Annotated in this window: 5 protein-coding genes, 9 tRNA genes and 6 rRNA genes; all 20 read left to right on the top strand. The window is 47.1% G+C overall.

The window, feature by feature from the left end; all coding sequences use genetic code 11:
* Positions 1-124: 124 nt before the first annotated feature.
* Entirely contained in the window at positions 125-1,126 is a 1,002-nt protein-coding gene (dusB, locus tag FI644_RS09310) for a tRNA dihydrouridine synthase DusB (protein WP_053479385.1), read from the top strand.
* 266 nt (positions 1,127-1,392) lie between these two features.
* Positions 1,393-2,829, top strand: coding sequence for a lysine--tRNA ligase (gene lysS / locus FI644_RS09305; protein WP_053479386.1), 1,437 nt, complete (start codon positions 1,393-1,395; stop codon positions 2,827-2,829).
* A 342-nt stretch (positions 2,830-3,171) separates the two neighbouring features.
* Positions 3,172-4,722: ribosomal RNA gene (locus tag FI644_RS09300) — 16S ribosomal RNA — on the top strand.
* A gap of 318 nt (positions 4,723-5,040) precedes the next feature.
* Positions 5,041-7,973, top strand: a 23S ribosomal RNA gene (locus tag FI644_RS09295).
* A gap of 190 nt (positions 7,974-8,163) precedes the next feature.
* Positions 8,164-8,280: ribosomal RNA gene (gene rrf, locus FI644_RS09290) — 5S ribosomal RNA — on the top strand.
* Positions 8,281-8,290: 10 nt separating this feature from the next.
* A tRNA-Val gene (locus FI644_RS09285) sits at positions 8,291-8,366 on the top strand.
* Between the two features lie 12 nt (positions 8,367-8,378).
* Positions 8,379-8,451, top strand: a tRNA-Thr gene (locus FI644_RS09280).
* A 13-nt stretch (positions 8,452-8,464) separates the two neighbouring features.
* Positions 8,465-8,540, top strand: a tRNA-Lys gene (locus FI644_RS09275).
* Positions 8,541-8,550: 10 nt separating this feature from the next.
* Positions 8,551-8,632, top strand: a tRNA-Leu gene (locus FI644_RS09270).
* 11 nt (positions 8,633-8,643) lie between these two features.
* Positions 8,644-8,718 (top strand) — tRNA-Gly (locus tag FI644_RS09265).
* A 7-nt stretch (positions 8,719-8,725) separates the two neighbouring features.
* A tRNA-Leu gene (locus tag FI644_RS09260) sits at positions 8,726-8,814 on the top strand.
* A 12-nt stretch (positions 8,815-8,826) separates the two neighbouring features.
* Positions 8,827-8,903, top strand: a tRNA-Arg gene (locus FI644_RS09255).
* 6 nt (positions 8,904-8,909) lie between these two features.
* Positions 8,910-8,986, top strand: a tRNA-Pro gene (locus FI644_RS09250).
* A 13-nt stretch (positions 8,987-8,999) separates the two neighbouring features.
* Positions 9,000-9,075, top strand: a tRNA-Ala gene (locus FI644_RS09245).
* A 160-nt stretch (positions 9,076-9,235) separates the two neighbouring features.
* Positions 9,236-10,786, top strand: a 16S ribosomal RNA gene (locus tag FI644_RS09240).
* 457 nt (positions 10,787-11,243) lie between these two features.
* Positions 11,244-14,176, top strand: a 23S ribosomal RNA gene (locus FI644_RS09235).
* 113 nt (positions 14,177-14,289) lie between these two features.
* A 5S ribosomal RNA gene (rrf, locus tag FI644_RS09230) occupies positions 14,290-14,406 on the top strand.
* The 16S, 23S and 5S rRNA genes sit together here with 9 tRNA genes alongside, the layout of an rRNA operon.
* A 181-nt stretch (positions 14,407-14,587) precedes the next feature.
* Positions 14,588-15,049: a CtsR family transcriptional regulator gene (locus tag FI644_RS09225; RefSeq protein WP_053478293.1), complete on the top strand. Its 462-nt coding sequence runs from the start codon at positions 14,588-14,590 to the stop codon at positions 15,047-15,049.
* Between the two features lie 25 nt (positions 15,050-15,074).
* Complete coding sequence (gene mcsA / locus FI644_RS09220) at positions 15,075-15,623, top strand: protein-arginine kinase activator protein McsA (RefSeq protein WP_053478292.1); 549 nt, start codon at positions 15,075-15,077, stop codon at positions 15,621-15,623.
* 1 nt (position 15,624) lies between these two features.
* Positions 15,625-16,692, top strand: a complete 1,068-nt coding sequence (gene mcsB / locus FI644_RS09215) for a protein-arginine kinase McsB (RefSeq protein ID WP_056681715.1) — start codon at positions 15,625-15,627, stop codon at positions 16,690-16,692.
* Positions 16,693-16,702: the final 10 nt, after the last annotated feature.

Raw genomic sequence — 16,702 nt, 5'->3', positions numbered from 1 at the left:
TTAAATAAGGGATGTAACTTTAGGTTAGATAGATTTCTAGCTGCTGCGCCTTGGGTTGAAAGACTTGTTTTATGCTTGTCTACCTCAACAAGGCGCTTTCTTATTGCGAATTAGGAGGTTTACTATGTTTAAAATTGGCGATATAGAATTAAAAAATCGTGTTGTACTTGCGCCAATGGCAGGAGTTTGCAATTCAGCTTTTAGACTTACTGTCAAAGAATTCGGTGCTGGATTAGTGTGTGCTGAAATGGTCAGTGATAAAGGCATCGTTATTAAGAATGAAAAGACAATGAACATGCTTTACATCGATGAAAGAGAAAAGCCGCTAAGCCTGCAAATTTTTGGCGGTGAAAAAGAGACATTGGTTGAAGCGGCGAGATTTGTTGATAAAAGTACAAACGCGGACATTATCGATATTAATATGGGCTGCCCTGTACCTAAAATCACTAAATGTGATGCAGGGGCGAAATGGCTGCTTGATCCAGATAAAATTTATGAAATGGTCTCAGCTGTAACAGATGCAGTTGAGAAACCGGTTACCGTTAAAATGCGTATGGGATGGGATGAAGACCATATTTACGCTGTTCGTAATGCACAGGCAGTTGAACGTGCGGGCGGAAAGGCTGTTGCGATGCATGGACGTACACGTGTACAAATGTATGAAGGAAATGCAAATTGGGATATTATTCGTGAAGTGAAGCAAAGTATCAATATTCCACTAATTGGAAACGGAGATGTGCAAACGCCTCAAGATGCTAAACGTATGCTTGATGAAACAGGCTGTGATGGTGTCATGATTGGTAGAGCTGCATTAGGGAACCCATGGATGATTTACCGTACAGTTAAATACCTAGAATCAGGGGAATTAATGGGTGAGCCGGGTGTGCGGGAGAAAATTAATGTTTGCATCCTTCATTTAGATCGTTTAATCGCTTTGAAAAACGAGTATATAGCTGTTCGTGAGATGCGTAAGCATGCTGCTTGGTACCTAAAAGGGATTCGTGGAAATGCAAAAGCACGAAATGCGATCAATGAGTGTCATACAAGAGAAGATCTTGTTACATTGTTAAATGCACTTGTAATAGAAGTAGAGGAAAAGGAACAGAGTCAAATCCAAGCGGGATAACAGTGGTGATGTTTGACTTTGGAATTTTCTTTATCTATAATACTTTTGAACGAAAGAGAACTGCCAGTGACCTACTGGCAGTTTTTATTCTATTTATTCATATTATTGATGTCTGTCCGGTCCACATTGTGTAGAATAATAGAAGTGAGAAATCTTTTATTGTGCATAAGCTTTACATAAAAAAGATTTACAAAATAATGGAGATGATATAAGTGAGCCAGAGTCATGAAGAATTAAATGACCAATTAATCGTCAGAAGGGAAAAAATGAATAGCCTTCGCAATCAAGGACTAGATCCTTTTGGAAAGCGTTTTGATCGTTCTCATCAAACTAAGGAATTGATCGAACAATATGAAGCACTTGAAAAAGAAGAGATTGAAGAAAAAAATATAACAGTAGCACTTGCAGGCCGTATCATGACAAAGCGCGGGAAAGGAAAAGCGGGTTTTGCACATATCCAGGATTTATCTGGACAAATTCAAATCTATGTTCGTAAAGATGCAATTGGTGATGAAAAATATGAAATTTTCGACTCGGTTGATCTTGGGGATATCGTTGGCGTTTCAGGAACTCTTTTTAAAACAAAAGTAGGCGAACTTTCTGTAAAGGTTCAGGAATTTGAACTTTTAACGAAAGCGTTACGACCACTCCCGGATAAATTCCATGGTTTAAAGGACGTTGAGCAACGATACCGTCAACGTTATTTGGATTTAATCATGAGCGAGGAAAGCAAAAAAACATTCGTTGACCGTAGTCGGATTATCCAATCCATGCGCCGCTATCTAGATAGCCAAGGGTACTTAGAAGTAGAAACCCCAATGATGCACTCAATTGCTGGTGGAGCTTCAGCTCGTCCGTTTATTACCCACCATAATGCACTTGATATGGAGCTGTACATGCGTATCGCAATTGAACTACATTTGAAGCGTTTGATTGTTGGCGGCTTAGAGAAGGTGTATGAAATCGGCCGTGTCTTCCGTAATGAAGGTGTTTCAACACGCCATAATCCGGAATTTACGATGATTGAATTATATGAAGCATATGCTGACTATCGCGACATTATGAGCTTAACTGAAAACCTAATTGCACACATCGCACAGGAAGTACTTGGAACAACTACGGTGCAATATGGAGAATATGAAGTTGACTTAAAACCAGAGTGGAAAAGACTTCATATGGTAGATGCGATTAAGGAATACACAGGGGTAGACTTCTGGAAAGAGATGAGCAAGGAAGAAGCGCAGCAATTAGCGAAAGAGCATGGGGTAGAAATTACTGAACATATGCTTTATGGCCATATTGTAAATGAATTTTTTGAGCAAAAAGTAGAGGAGAAATTAATTCAGCCAACATTCATTTTTGGACACCCTGTTGAAATTTCTCCGCTTGCAAAGAAAAATGATGAAGATCCAAGGTTTACGGATCGGTTTGAGCTATTTATTGTTGCACGTGAGCATGCGAATGCATTCACAGAACTTAATGATCCTATTGATCAAAGACAACGTTTTGAAGCTCAGCTCAAAGAACGTGAGCAAGGTAATGACGAAGCTCATATGATGGATGATGATTTCATTGAAGCATTAGAATACGGAATGCCTCCAACGGGAGGGCTTGGGATTGGTATCGATCGCCTTGTCATGCTTTTAACAAATTCTCCTTCCATTAGAGATGTCTTATTATTCCCGTTAATGCGTCACCGTTAAATAACTTTATCAGAGGTAAGGCATGATATTTTATGTGCTTTACCTTTTTTGTATTTCAATAAATAATATGAATATTTTTTCTTTGAATTCTAAAGATAAATATCGAAAAAACATATTGCAACCGCGTAAATATGGTGGTATATTAATATCTGTTGTTGCGAGACGATAACTTTTGAAAAAAGAAATTAAAAAAGTTATTGACTTAAACACAATGAATGTGATAGTATTTAAAAGTCGCCTTGAGCGGCAGAGTAATAACAATCATTGCTCTTTGAAAACTGAACGAACAAAAAAACGTCAACGTTAATTCAAGTTTTAAAACTTAAGAGCTAATCTTACTCTTTATTGGAGAGTTTGATCCTGGCTCAGGACGAACGCTGGCGGCGTGCCTAATACATGCAAGTCGAGCGAATCTGAGGGAGCTTGCTCCCAAAGATTAGCGGCGGACGGGTGAGTAACACGTGGGCAACCTGCCTGTAAGACTGGGATAACTTCGGGAAACCGGAGCTAATACCGGATAATCCTTTTCTACTCATGTAGAAAAGCTGAAAGATGGCTTCGGCTATCACTTACAGATGGGCCCGCGGCGCATTAGCTAGTTGGTGAGGTAACGGCTCACCAAGGCGACGATGCGTAGCCGACCTGAGAGGGTGATCGGCCACACTGGGACTGAGACACGGCCCAGACTCCTACGGGAGGCAGCAGTAGGGAATCTTCCGCAATGGACGAAAGTCTGACGGAGCAACGCCGCGTGAGTGATGAAGGTTTTCGGATCGTAAAACTCTGTTGTTAGGGAAGAACAAGTACCGTTCGAATAGGGCGGTACCTTGACGGTACCTAACCAGAAAGCCACGGCTAACTACGTGCCAGCAGCCGCGGTAATACGTAGGTGGCAAGCGTTGTCCGGAATTATTGGGCGTAAAGCGCGCGCAGGTGGTTTCTTAAGTCTGATGTGAAAGCCCCCGGCTCAACCGGGGAGGGTCATTGGAAACTGGGAGACTTGAGTGCAGAAGAGGAAAGTGGAATTCCAAGTGTAGCGGTGAAATGCGTAGAGATTTGGAGGAACACCAGTGGCGAAGGCGACTTTCTGGTCTGTAACTGACACTGAGGCGCGAAAGCGTGGGGAGCGAACAGGATTAGATACCCTGGTAGTCCACGCCGTAAACGATGAGTGCTAAGTGTTAGAGGGTTTCCGCCCTTTAGTGCTGCAGCAAACGCATTAAGCACTCCGCCTGGGGAGTACGGCCGCAAGGCTGAAACTCAAAGGAATTGACGGGGGCCCGCACAAGCGGTGGAGCATGTGGTTTAATTCGAAGCAACGCGAAGAACCTTACCAGGTCTTGACATCCTCTGACAATCCTAGAGATAGGACGTTCCCCTTCGGGGGACAGAGTGACAGGTGGTGCATGGTTGTCGTCAGCTCGTGTCGTGAGATGTTGGGTTAAGTCCCGCAACGAGCGCAACCCTTGATCTTAGTTGCCAGCATTCAGTTGGGCACTCTAAGGTGACTGCCGGTGACAAACCGGAGGAAGGTGGGGATGACGTCAAATCATCATGCCCCTTATGACCTGGGCTACACACGTGCTACAATGGATGGTACAAAGGGCTGCAAGACCGCGAGGTTTAGCCAATCCCATAAAACCATTCTCAGTTCGGATTGCAGGCTGCAACTCGCCTGCATGAAGCCGGAATCGCTAGTAATCGCGGATCAGCATGCCGCGGTGAATACGTTCCCGGGCCTTGTACACACCGCCCGTCACACCACGAGAGTTTGTAACACCCGAAGTCGGTGGGGTAACCGCAAGGAGCCAGCCGCCTAAGGTGGGACAGATGATTGGGGTGAAGTCGTAACAAGGTAGCCGTATCGGAAGGTGCGGCTGGATCACCTCCTTTCTAAGGATGAAATGAAGTCTAACTTCATTAAAAGACGTTTCATTGTTCGTTCAGTTTTGAGAGAGTAATTTTCTCTCGAAACTTTTTTGTTCTTTGAAAACTAGATAATGTAATAAAGAAGAATAACCGAGTAATCGCCATCTTAGTTTTTTCTCTTATATTGAGTTTTTAAAACCAAGTAAGAGTGTAAACCATGAGGGCAATGAGCAACAAGCAGATCAAGGAAGCGACCGAGCGAGCACCGGAACGTACTCAGTACGTGAGGAGCACAGCGAGAGAGCTGACGCCGAGATGCGCAGTTGATCATTGACCGAAGTAGGTTAAGTTAGAAAGGGCGCACGGTGAATGCCTAGGCACTAGGAGCCGATGAAGGACGGGACTAACACCGATATGCTTCGGGGAGCTGTAAGTAAGCTTTGATCCGGAGATTTCCGAATGGGGGAACCCTCTATCCGTAATGGGATAGAATCTTTACCTGAATACATAGGGTATTGAAGGCAGACCCGGGGAACTGAAACATCTAAGTACCCGGAGGAAGAGAAAGCAAACGCGATTCCCTGAGTAGCGGCGAGCGAAACGGGATTAGCCCAAACCAAGAGGCTTGCCTCTTGGGGTTGTAGGACACTCTACACGGAGTTACAAAGGAACGAGGTAAATGAACAGGTCTGGAAAGGCCGGCCAGAGAAGGTAAAAGCCCTGTAGTTGAAACTTCGTTCCCTCCAGAGTGGATCCTGAGTACGGCGGGACACGAGAAATCCCGTCGGAAGCAGGGAGGACCATCTCCCAAGGCTAAATACTCCCTAGTGACCGATAGTGAACCAGTACCGTGAGGGAAAGGTGAAAAGCACCCCGGAAGGGGAGTGAAAGAGATCCTGAAACCGTGTGCCTACAAGTAGTCAGAGCCCGTTTATGGGTGATGGCGTGCCTTTTGTAGAATGAACCGGCGAGTTACGATTACATGCGAGGTTAAGTTGAATAGACGGAGCCGCAGCGAAAGCGAGTCTGAATAGGGCGAATGAGTATGTGGTCGTAGACCCGAAACCAGGTGATCTACCCATGTCCAGGTTGAAGTTCAGGTAACACTGAATGGAGGACCGAACCCACGCACGTTGAAAAGTGCGGGGATGAGGTGTGGGTAGCGGAGAAATTCCAATCGAACTTGGAGATAGCTGGTTCTCTCCGAAATAGCTTTAGGGCTAGCCTCATGTAGAAAGAGTCTTGGAGGTAGAGCACTGTTTGGACTAGGGGCCCCCATCGGGTTACCGAATTCAGACAAACTCCGAATGCCAAAGACTTATCCATGGGAGTCAGACTGCGAGTGATAAGATCCGTAGTCAAGAGGGAAACAGCCCAGACCACCAGCTAAGGTCCCAAAGTATACGTTAAGTGGAAAAGGATGTGGAGTTGCTTAGACAACCAGGATGTTGGCTTAGAAGCAGCCACCATTTAAAGAGTGCGTAATAGCTCACTGGTCGAGTGACTCTGCGCCGAAAATGTACCGGGGCTAAACGTATCACCGAAGCTGTGGATGGACATCTACGATGTCCGTGGTAGGAGAGCGTTCTAAGGGCGTTGAAGCTAGACCGCAAGGACTGGTGGAGCGCTTAGAAGTGAGAATGCCGGTATGAGTAGCGAAAGATGGGTGAGAATCCCATCCACCGAATGCCTAAGGTTTCCTGAGGAAGGCTCGTCCGCTCAGGGTTAGTCGGGACCTAAGCCGAGGCTGAAAAGCGTAGGCGATGGACAACAGGTTGATATTCCTGTACCACCAAACTCCGTTTGAGCAATGGGGGGACGCAGGAGGATAGGGTAAGCGCACTGCTGGATATGTGCGTCTAAGCAGTTAGGCTGCAAGCGAGGAAAATCCCGTTTGCGTGAAGGCTGAGCTGTGACAGCGAGGGAAATATAGTACCGAAGTTCCTGATTCCACACTGCCAAGAAAAGCCTCTAGTGAGGATAAGGTGCCCGTACCGCAAACCGACACAGGTAGGCGAGGAGAGAATCCTAAGGTGAGCGAGAGAACTCTCGTTAAGGAACTCGGCAAAATGACCCCGTAACTTCGGGAGAAGGGGTGCTTTTTAGGGTGAATAGCCCTGAAAAGCCGCAGTGAATAGGCCCAGGCGACTGTTTAGCAAAAACACAGGTCTCTGCGAAGCCGCAAGGCGAAGTATAGGGGCTGACGCCTGCCCGGTGCTGGAAGGTTAAGAGGAGGGGTTAGCTTACGCGAAGCTCTGAATTGAAGCCCCAGTAAACGGCGGCCGTAACTATAACGGTCCTAAGGTAGCGAAATTCCTTGTCGGGTAAGTTCCGACCCGCACGAAAGGCGTAACGATCTGGGCACTGTCTCAACGAGAGACTCGGTGAAATTATAGTACCTGTGAAGATGCAGGTTACCCGCGACAGGACGGAAAGACCCCGTGGAGCTTTACTGTAGCCTGATATTGAATTTCGGTACAGCTTGTACAGGATAGGTAGGAGCCTTGGAAGCCGGAGCGCCAGCTTCGGTGGAGGCATCGGTGGGATACTACCCTGGCTGTATTGAAATTCTAACCCATGCCCCTGATCGGGGCAGGAGACAGTGTCAGGTGGGCAGTTTGACTGGGGCGGTCGCCTCCTAAAAAGTAACGGAGGCGCCCAAAGGTTCCCTCAGAATGGTTGGAAATCATTCGAAGAGTGTAAAGGCATAAGGGAGCTTGACTGCGAGACCTACAAGTCGAGCAGGGACGAAAGTCGGGCTTAGTGATCCGGTGGTTCCGCATGGAAGGGCCATCGCTCAACGGATAAAAGCTACCCCGGGGATAACAGGCTTATCTCCCCCAAGAGTCCACATCGACGGGGAGGTTTGGCACCTCGATGTCGGCTCATCGCATCCTGGGGCTGTAGTCGGTCCCAAGGGTTGGGCTGTTCGCCCATTAAAGCGGTACGCGAGCTGGGTTCAGAACGTCGTGAGACAGTTCGGTCCCTATCCGTCGTGGGCGCAGGAAATTTGAGAGGAGCTGTCCTTAGTACGAGAGGACCGGGATGGACGCACCGCTGGTGTACCAGTTGTTCTGCCAAGAGCATCGCTGGGTAGCTATGTGCGGAAGGGATAAGTGCTGAAAGCATCTAAGCATGAAGCCCCCCTCGAGATGAGATTTCCCATAGCGTCAAGCTAGTAAGACCCCTGAAAGATGATCAGGTTGATAGGTTTGAGGTGGAAGCGTGGTGACACGTGGAGCTGACAAATACTAATCGGTCGAGGACTTAACCAAAATGAAAGGCGAAGGCGACTGTTCAACTTCGAAAGGCGTTGGAGAGCCGACCATGCAAATCCCGCATTTGGATTTGTAGGGGCGGATCGAAACGACCGAGAAGTTAGGAGCCGTAGCTGGACAAAATGATTACTCAACTTCTTCTTTAGCATTATCTAGTTTTGAGGGAACAAACCTCATCATAAATAGGTCTAGTGACGATGGCGAGAAGGCCACACCCGTTCCCATCCCGAACACGGAAGTTAAGCTTCTCAGCGCCGATGGTAGTTAGGGGCTGTCCCCTTGTGAGAGTAGGACGTCGCTAGGCTTTATAAAATGGAGGATTAGCTCAGCTGGGAGAGCATCTGCCTTACAAGCAGAGGGTCGGCGGTTCGATCCCGTCATCCTCCACCATATTTTTATTATGCCGGCCTAGCTCAATTGGTAGAGCAACTGACTTGTAATCAGTAGGTTGGGGGTTCAAGTCCTCTGGCCGGCATGTTTCCTAGAAAGAGCCATTAGCTCAGTCGGTAGAGCATCTGACTTTTAATCAGAGGGTCGAAGGTTCGAGTCCTTCATGGCTCACCATTTAAATAATGCGGGTGTGGCGGAACTGGCAGACGCACTAGACTTAGGATCTAGCGCCGCAAGGCGTGGGGGTTCGACTCCCTTCACCCGCATCATTTTATTTGCGGAAGTAGTTCAGTGGTAGAACACCACCTTGCCAAGGTGGGGGTCGCGGGTTCGAATCCCGTCTTCCGCTCCAATTATTTGCCGGGGTGGCGGAACTGGCAGACGCACAGGACTTAAAATCCTGCGGTAGGTGACTACCGTACCGGTTCGATTCCGGTCCTCGGCACCACTTTAAAAAATAGCGCCCGTAGCTCAATTGGATAGAGCGTCTGACTACGGATCAGAAGGTTATGGGTTCGACTCCTTTCGGGCGCGCCATAAAAACGGGAAGTAGCTCAGCTTGGTAGAGCACTTGGTTTGGGACCAAGGGGTCGCAGGTTCGAATCCTGTCTTCCCGACCATTCATATTTTTATGGGGCCTTAGCTCAGCTGGGAGAGCGCCTGCCTTGCACGCAGGAGGTCAGCGGTTCGATCCCGCTAGGCTCCACCAAAATGTTAAAAAAGGTATTGACTTAACATTTTAAACATAGTAGTATTTAAAAGTCGCCTTGAGCGGCAGAGTAATAATAATCATTGCTCTTTGAAAACTGAACGAACAAAAAACGTCAACGTTAATTCAAGTATTAAAACTTAAGAGCTAATCTTACTCTTTATTGGAGAGTTTGATCCTGGCTCAGGACGAACGCTGGCGGCGTGCCTAATACATGCAAGTCGAGCGAATCTGAGGGAGCTTGCTCCCAAAGATTAGCGGCGGACGGGTGAGTAACACGTGGGCAACCTGCCTGTAAGACTGGGATAACTTCGGGAAACCGGAGCTAATACCGGATAATCCTTTTCTACTCATGTAGAAAAGTTGAAAGATGGCTTCGGCTATCACTTACAGATGGGCCCGCGGCGCATTAGCTAGTTGGTGAGGTAACGGCTCACCAAGGCGACGATGCGTAGCCGACCTGAGAGGGTGATCGGCCACACTGGGACTGAGACACGGCCCAGACTCCTACGGGAGGCAGCAGTAGGGAATCTTCCGCAATGGACGAAAGTCTGACGGAGCAACGCCGCGTGAGTGATGAAGGTTTTCGGATCGTAAAACTCTGTTGTTAGGGAAGAACAAGTACCGTTCGAATAGGGCGGTACCTTGACGGTACCTAACCAGAAAGCCACGGCTAACTACGTGCCAGCAGCCGCGGTAATACGTAGGTGGCAAGCGTTGTCCGGAATTATTGGGCGTAAAGCGCGCGCAGGTGGTTTCTTAAGTCTGATGTGAAAGCCCCCGGCTCAACCGGGGAGGGTCATTGGAAACTGGGAGACTTGAGTGCAGAAGAGGAAAGTGGAATTCCAAGTGTAGCGGTGAAATGCGTAGAGATTTGGAGGAACACCAGTGGCGAAGGCGACTTTCTGGTCTGTAACTGACACTGAGGCGCGAAAGCGTGGGGAGCGAACAGGATTAGATACCCTGGTAGTCCACGCCGTAAACGATGAGTGCTAAGTGTTAGAGGGTTTCCGCCCTTTAGTGCTGCAGCAAACGCATTAAGCACTCCGCCTGGGGAGTACGGCCGCAAGGCTGAAACTCAAAGGAATTGACGGGGGCCCGCACAAGCGGTGGAGCATGTGGTTTAATTCGAAGCAACGCGAAGAACCTTACCAGGTCTTGACATCCTCTGACAATCCTAGAGATAGGACGTTCCCCTTCGGGGGACAGAGTGACAGGTGGTGCATGGTTGTCGTCAGCTCGTGTCGTGAGATGTTGGGTTAAGTCCCGCAACGAGCGCAACCCTTGATCTTAGTTGCCAGCATTCAGTTGGGCACTCTAAGGTGACTGCCGGTGACAAACCGGAGGAAGGTGGGGATGACGTCAAATCATCATGCCCCTTATGACCTGGGCTACACACGTGCTACAATGGATGGTACAAAGGGCTGCAAGACCGCGAGGTTTAGCCAATCCCATAAAACCATTCTCAGTTCGGATTGCAGGCTGCAACTCGCCTGCATGAAGCCGGAATCGCTAGTAATCGCGGATCAGCATGCCGCGGTGAATACGTTCCCGGGCCTTGTACACACCGCCCGTCACACCACGAGAGTTTGTAACACCCGAAGTCGGTGGGGTAACCGCAAGGAGCCAGCCGCCTAAGGTGGGACAGATGATTGGGGTGAAGTCGTAACAAGGTAGCCGTATCGGAAGGTGCGGCTGGATCACCTCCTTTCTAAGGATGAAATGAAGTCTAACTTCATTAAAAGACGTTTCATTGTTCGTTCAGTTTTGAGAGAGTAATCTCTCATATTATTTTGCTCCTGCGCCGCAGTAGTTCGAGGAAGATAAACCTCAGCTCGTCGCAAGGCAGCATGATGAATAGCTACGAAGCTTAATCACGTTGTGATTGAAATCAGTAGCCTTGTTCTTTGAAAACTAGATAATGCAATAAAGAAGATAACCGAGTAATCGCCATCTTAGTTTTTTCTCTTATATTGAGTTTTTAAAACCAAGTAAGTTTTTTCTCTTATATTGAGTTTTTAAAACCAAGTAAGAGTGTAAACCATGAGGGCAATGAGCAACAAGCAGATCAAGGAAGCGACCGAGCGAGCACCGGAACGTACTCAGTACGTGAGGAGCACAGCGAGAGAGCTGACGCCGAGATGCGCAGTTGATCATTGACCGAAGTAGGTTAAGTTAGAAAGGGCGCACGGTGAATGCCTAGGCACTAGGAGCCGATGAAGGACGGGACTAACACCGATATGCTTCGGGGAGCTGTAAGTAAGCTTTGATCCGGAGATTTCCGAATGGGGGAACCCTCTATCCGTAATGGGATAGAATCTTTACCTGAATACATAGGGTATTGAAGGCAGACCCGGGGAACTGAAACATCTAAGTACCCGGAGGAAGAGAAAGCAAACGCGATTCCCTGAGTAGCGGCGAGCGAAACGGGATTAGCCCAAACCAAGAGGCTTGCCTCTTGGGGTTGTAGGACACTCTACACGGAGTTACAAAGGAACGAGGTAAATGAACAGGTCTGGAAAGGCCGGCCAGAGAAGGTAAAAGCCCTGTAGTTGAAACTTCGTTCCCTCCAGAGTGGATCCTGAGTACGGCGGGACACGAGAAATCCCGTCGGAAGCAGGGAGGACCATCTCCCAAGGCTAAATACTCCCTAGTGACCGATAGTGAACCAGTACCGTGAGGGAAAGGTGAAAAGCACCCCGGAAGGGGAGTGAAAGAGATCCTGAAACCGTGTGCCTACAAGTAGTTAGAGCCCGTTAATGGGTGATAGCGTGCCTTTTGTAGAATGAACCGGCGAGTTACGATTACATGCAAGGTTAAGTTGAATAGACGGAGCCGCAGCGAAAGCGAGTCTGAATAGGGCGAATGAGTATGTGGTCGTAGACCCGAAACCAGGTGATCTACCCATGTCCAGGTTGAAGTTCAGGTAACACTGAATGGAGGACCGAACCCACGCACGTTGAAAAGTGCGGGGATGAGGTGTGGGTAGCGGAGAAATTCCAATCGAACTTGGAGATAGCTGGTTCTCTCCGAAATAGCTTTAGGGCTAGCCTCATGTAGAAAGAGTCTTGGAGGTAGAGCACTGTTTGGACTAGGGGCCCCCATCGGGTTACCGAATTCAGACAAACTCCGAATGCCAAAGACTTATCCATGGGAGTCAGACTGCGAGTGATAAGATCCGTAGTCAAGAGGGAAACAGCCCAGACCACCAGCTAAGGTCCCAAAGTATACGTTAAGTGGAAAAGGATGTGGAGTTGCTTAGACAACCAGGATGTTGGCTTAGAAGCAGCCACCATTTAAAGAGTGCGTAATAGCTCACTGGTCGAGTGACTCTGCGCCGAAAATGTACCGGGGCTAAACGTATCACCGAAGCTGTGGATGGACATCTACGATGTCCGTGGTAGGAGAGCGTTCTAAGGGCGTTGAAGCTAGACCGCAAGGACTGGTGGAGCGCTTAGAAGTGAGAATGCCGGTATGAGTAGCGAAAGATGGGTGAGAATCCCATCCACCGAATGCCTAAGGTTTCCTGAGGAAGGCTCGTCCGCTCAGGGTTAGTCGGGACCTAAGCCGAGGCTGAAAAGCGTAGGCGATGGACAACAGGTTGATATTCCTGTACCACCAAACTCCGTTTGAGCAATGGGGGGACGCAGGAGGATAGGGTAAGCGCACTGCTGGATATGTGCGTCTAAGCAGTTAGGCTGCAAGCGAGGAAAATCCCGTTTGCGTGAAGGCTGAGCTGTGACAGCGAGGGAAATATAGTACCGAAGTTCCTGATTCCACACTGCCAAGAAAAGCCTCTAGTGAGGATAAGGTGCCCGTACCGCAAACCGACACAGGTAGGCGAGGAGAGAATCCTAAGGTGAGCGAGAGAACTCTCGTTAAGGAACTCGGCAAAATGACCCCGTAACTTCGGGAGAAGGGGTGCTTTTTAGGGTGAATAGCCCTGAAAAGCCGCAGTGAATAGGCCCAGGCGACTGTTTAGCAAAAACACAGGTCTCTGCGAAGCCGCAAGGCGAAGTATAGGGGCTGACGCCTGCCCGGTGCTGGAAGGTTAAGAGGAGGGGTTAGCTTACGCGAAGCTCTGAATTGAAGCCCCAGTAAACGGCGGCCGTAACTATAACGGTCCTAAGGTAGCGAAATTCCTTGTCGGGTAAGTTCCGACCCGCACGAAAGGCGTAACGATCTGGGCACTGTCTCAACGAGAGACTCGGTGAAATTATAGTACCTGTGAAGATGCAGGTTACCCGCGACAGGACGGAAAGACCCCGTGGAGCTTTACTGTAGCCTGATATTGAATTTCGGTACAGCTTGTACAGGATAGGTAGGAGCCTTGGAAGCCGGAGCGCCAGCTTCGGTGGAGGCATCGGTGGGATACTACCCTGGCTGTATTGAAATTCTAACCCATGCCCCTGATCGGGGCAGGAGACAGTGTCAGGTGGGCAGTTTGACTGGGGCGGTCGCCTCCTAAAAAGTAACGGAGGCGCCCAAAGGTTCCCTCAGAATGGTTGGAAATCATTCGAAGAGTGTAAAGGCATAAGGGAGCTTGACTGCGAGACCTACAAGTCGAGCAGGGACGAAAGTCGGGCTTAGTGATCCGGTGGTTCCGCATGGAAGGGCCATCGCTCAACGGATAAAAGCTACCCCGGGGATAACAGGCTTATCTCCCCCAAGAGTCCACATCGACGGGGAGGTTTGGCACCTCGATGTCGGCTCATCGCATCCTGGGGCTGTAGTCGGTCCCAAGGGTTGGGCTGTTCGCCCATTAAAGCGGTACGCGAGCTGGGTTCAGAACGTCGTGAGACAGTTCGGTCCCTATCCGTCGTGGGCGCAGGAAATTTGAGAGGAGCTGTCCTTAGTACGAGAGGACCGGGATGGACGCACCGCTGGTGTACCAGTTGTTCTGCCAAGAGCATCGCTGGGTAGCTATGTGCGGAAGGGATAAGTGCTGAAAGCATCTAAGCATGAAGCCCCCCTCGAGATGAGATTTCCCATAGCGTCAAGCTAGTAAGACCCCTGAAAGATGATCAGGTTGATAGGTTTGAGGTGGAAGCGTGGTGACACGTGGAGCTGACAAATACTAATCGGTCGAGGACTTAACCAAAATGAAAAGCGAAGGCGACCGAGAAGTTAGGAGCCGTAGCTGGACAAAATGATTACTCAACTTCTTCTTTAGCATTATCTAGTTTTGAGGGAACAAACCTCATCATAAATAGGTCTAGTGACGATGGCGAGAAGGCCACACCCGTTCCCATCCCGAACACGGAAGTTAAGCTTCTCAGCGCCGATGGTAGTTAGGGGCTGTCCCCTTGTGAGAGTAGGACGTCGCTAGGCAAATGAAAGAGCACCTGTAAAGGTGCTCTTTTTTGTGTTCTATATTCTAATTATCAGTTCATTCATAGGTTTGAGAAATAAAAAATGGGGGAAAATTATAATACTTGTTCATTGCAACGTCATTTATACTTATGTATAATTAAAGTCAAATATAGTCAAAGTCAGATTGGGGGGAGGAGTAATGAGAAATATTTCAGATATCATTGAGAATTATTTGAAGCAGGTCTTAGAATTGAGCGAAAGAGAACTCGTTGAGATAAAACGCAGTGAAATTGCAGATAAATTCCAATGTGTACCGTCCCAGATTAATTATGTCATCAATACAAGATTTACAATTGAAAAGGGTTATGTCGTTGAAAGCAAAAGAGGCGGCGGTGGATATATTCGAATAATGAAGGTTCAATCTTATGATCATGCTCATGTAATTGAACAAATATTATCTTTAATTCAAGGCCGGTTAACACAGAATAGTGCGGAAGATGTGATATTCCGACTTATAGAAGAGGAAATTATTACTAAGCGAGAGGCAAAAATCATGCTCAGTGTTATTGACCGATCTGTATTATATATTGATCTCCCTTATAGAGATGAACTTCGTGCAAGAATGTTAAGAGCGATGCTTACGACTTTAAAATATAAATAAAACAGCGAGCTGGAGAGGTGAAAACATGATATGCCAGGAATGTAATCAAAGACCTGCAACGCTGCACTTTACAAAAATAGTCAATGCTGAAAAGGCAGAATATCATTTATGCGAGAAATGCGCGCAGGAAAAGGGTGATATGTTCATGCTTAGCGGTGCAACTGGTTTTTCCATTAATAATTTATTAGCTGGCTTATTGAACATGGATCCTACAGTCAAAAAAAAAGAACAGGATACATTCGAAGATGAAACTATTTTGCAATGTGATCAATGTTCTATGACTTTTCAACAATTTATTAAAATAGGAAGATTTGGCTGTGCCCATTGTTACAAAGCTTTTGAGGAACAGCTTAAGCCAATACTTAGAAGATTGCATAGCGGAAACTCTTCGCATAATGGGAAGATTCCGGCAAGAATCGGCGGAAGCCTACATTTGAAAAAGAATATTGAGGAATTAAAGTATCAGCTAAAAGAGTCTATTTCTAGGGAAGAGTTTGAAAAGGCCGCGGAAATTAGAGATGAGATACGATTGCTGGAAAGCCAATTAAATACAAATCTTGAGGGAGGGAAATAGCTTGTCTTTAGAACGTTTTATTAATCAAGCTGTCAGCTCCTGGATGAGTGCTGAAGGTCCAGATTCAGACATTATCTTAAGTTCAAGAATTAGATTAGCCCGTAATATAAGCCAATTTAAGTTTCCTATTCTTTTTTCCAATGACGAGGCCAAGTCAGTCATTCATAAGATAAAAGAAAGGGTGGATGACTCTTCTTTTACAAAGCTTGGGAATATGGAGCTATTGTTAATGGATGAACTTCAGCCGCTTCAAAAAAGAGTACTCATGGAAAAACATTTAATTAGCCCTTATTTAGCAGAAAACTCATCTTATGGTGCTTGTTTGCTCTCTGAAAATGAGGAATTAAGCATTATGATTAATGAAGAGGATCACATCCGAATACAATGCTTATTCCCGGGTTTTCAACTTTTAGAGGCATTGGAAATGGCTAATGAGATCGATGATTGGCTTGAGGAGAAGATTGATTACGCATTTGATGAAAATATCGGTTATTTAACAAGCTGTCCGACGAATGTAGGGACTGGGTTAAGGGCTTCAGTAATGATGCATCTGCCTGGACTTGTTTTAACTCAGCAAATCAATCGGATTATCCCAGCAATTAATCAATTGGGTTTAGTTGTTAGAGGGATTTATGGTGAGGGCAGCGAGGCTTTAGGAAACATCTTTCAGGTATCGAATCAGTTGACACTTGGGAAATCAGAAATAGATATAGTTGAGGATTTAAAGAGTGTAGTGAGTCAGCTCATTTCACAGGAAAGATCGGCAAGGGAAGCATTAGAGAAAACTTCAAACATACAATTAGAAGACAGAGTGTTCCGTTCTTTTGGGATTTTGTCCAATTCACGAATTATAGAATCAAAGGAAGCGGCAAGATGCTTATCAGATGTTCGTTTAGGTATTGACATGGGGTACTTAAGCGATATTTCTAAGAATATTTTAAATGAGCTTATGATTCTAACACAGCCTGGATTTCTCCAACAATATGCTGGAGGTCCATTAAGACCTCATGAGCGGGATATCCGAAGGGCTTCCTTAATAAGAGAAAGATTAAAAATGGAGAATCAATAGATAGGAGGAT

It is taken from the genome of Cytobacillus solani (genome assembly GCF_006704205.1).
GTDB lineage: Bacteria > Bacillota > Bacilli > Bacillales > Cytobacillaceae > Cytobacillus > Cytobacillus solani.
Note: the sequence above shows the minus strand (reverse complement) of the source record. Positions and strands in the feature narration are given on the sequence as shown.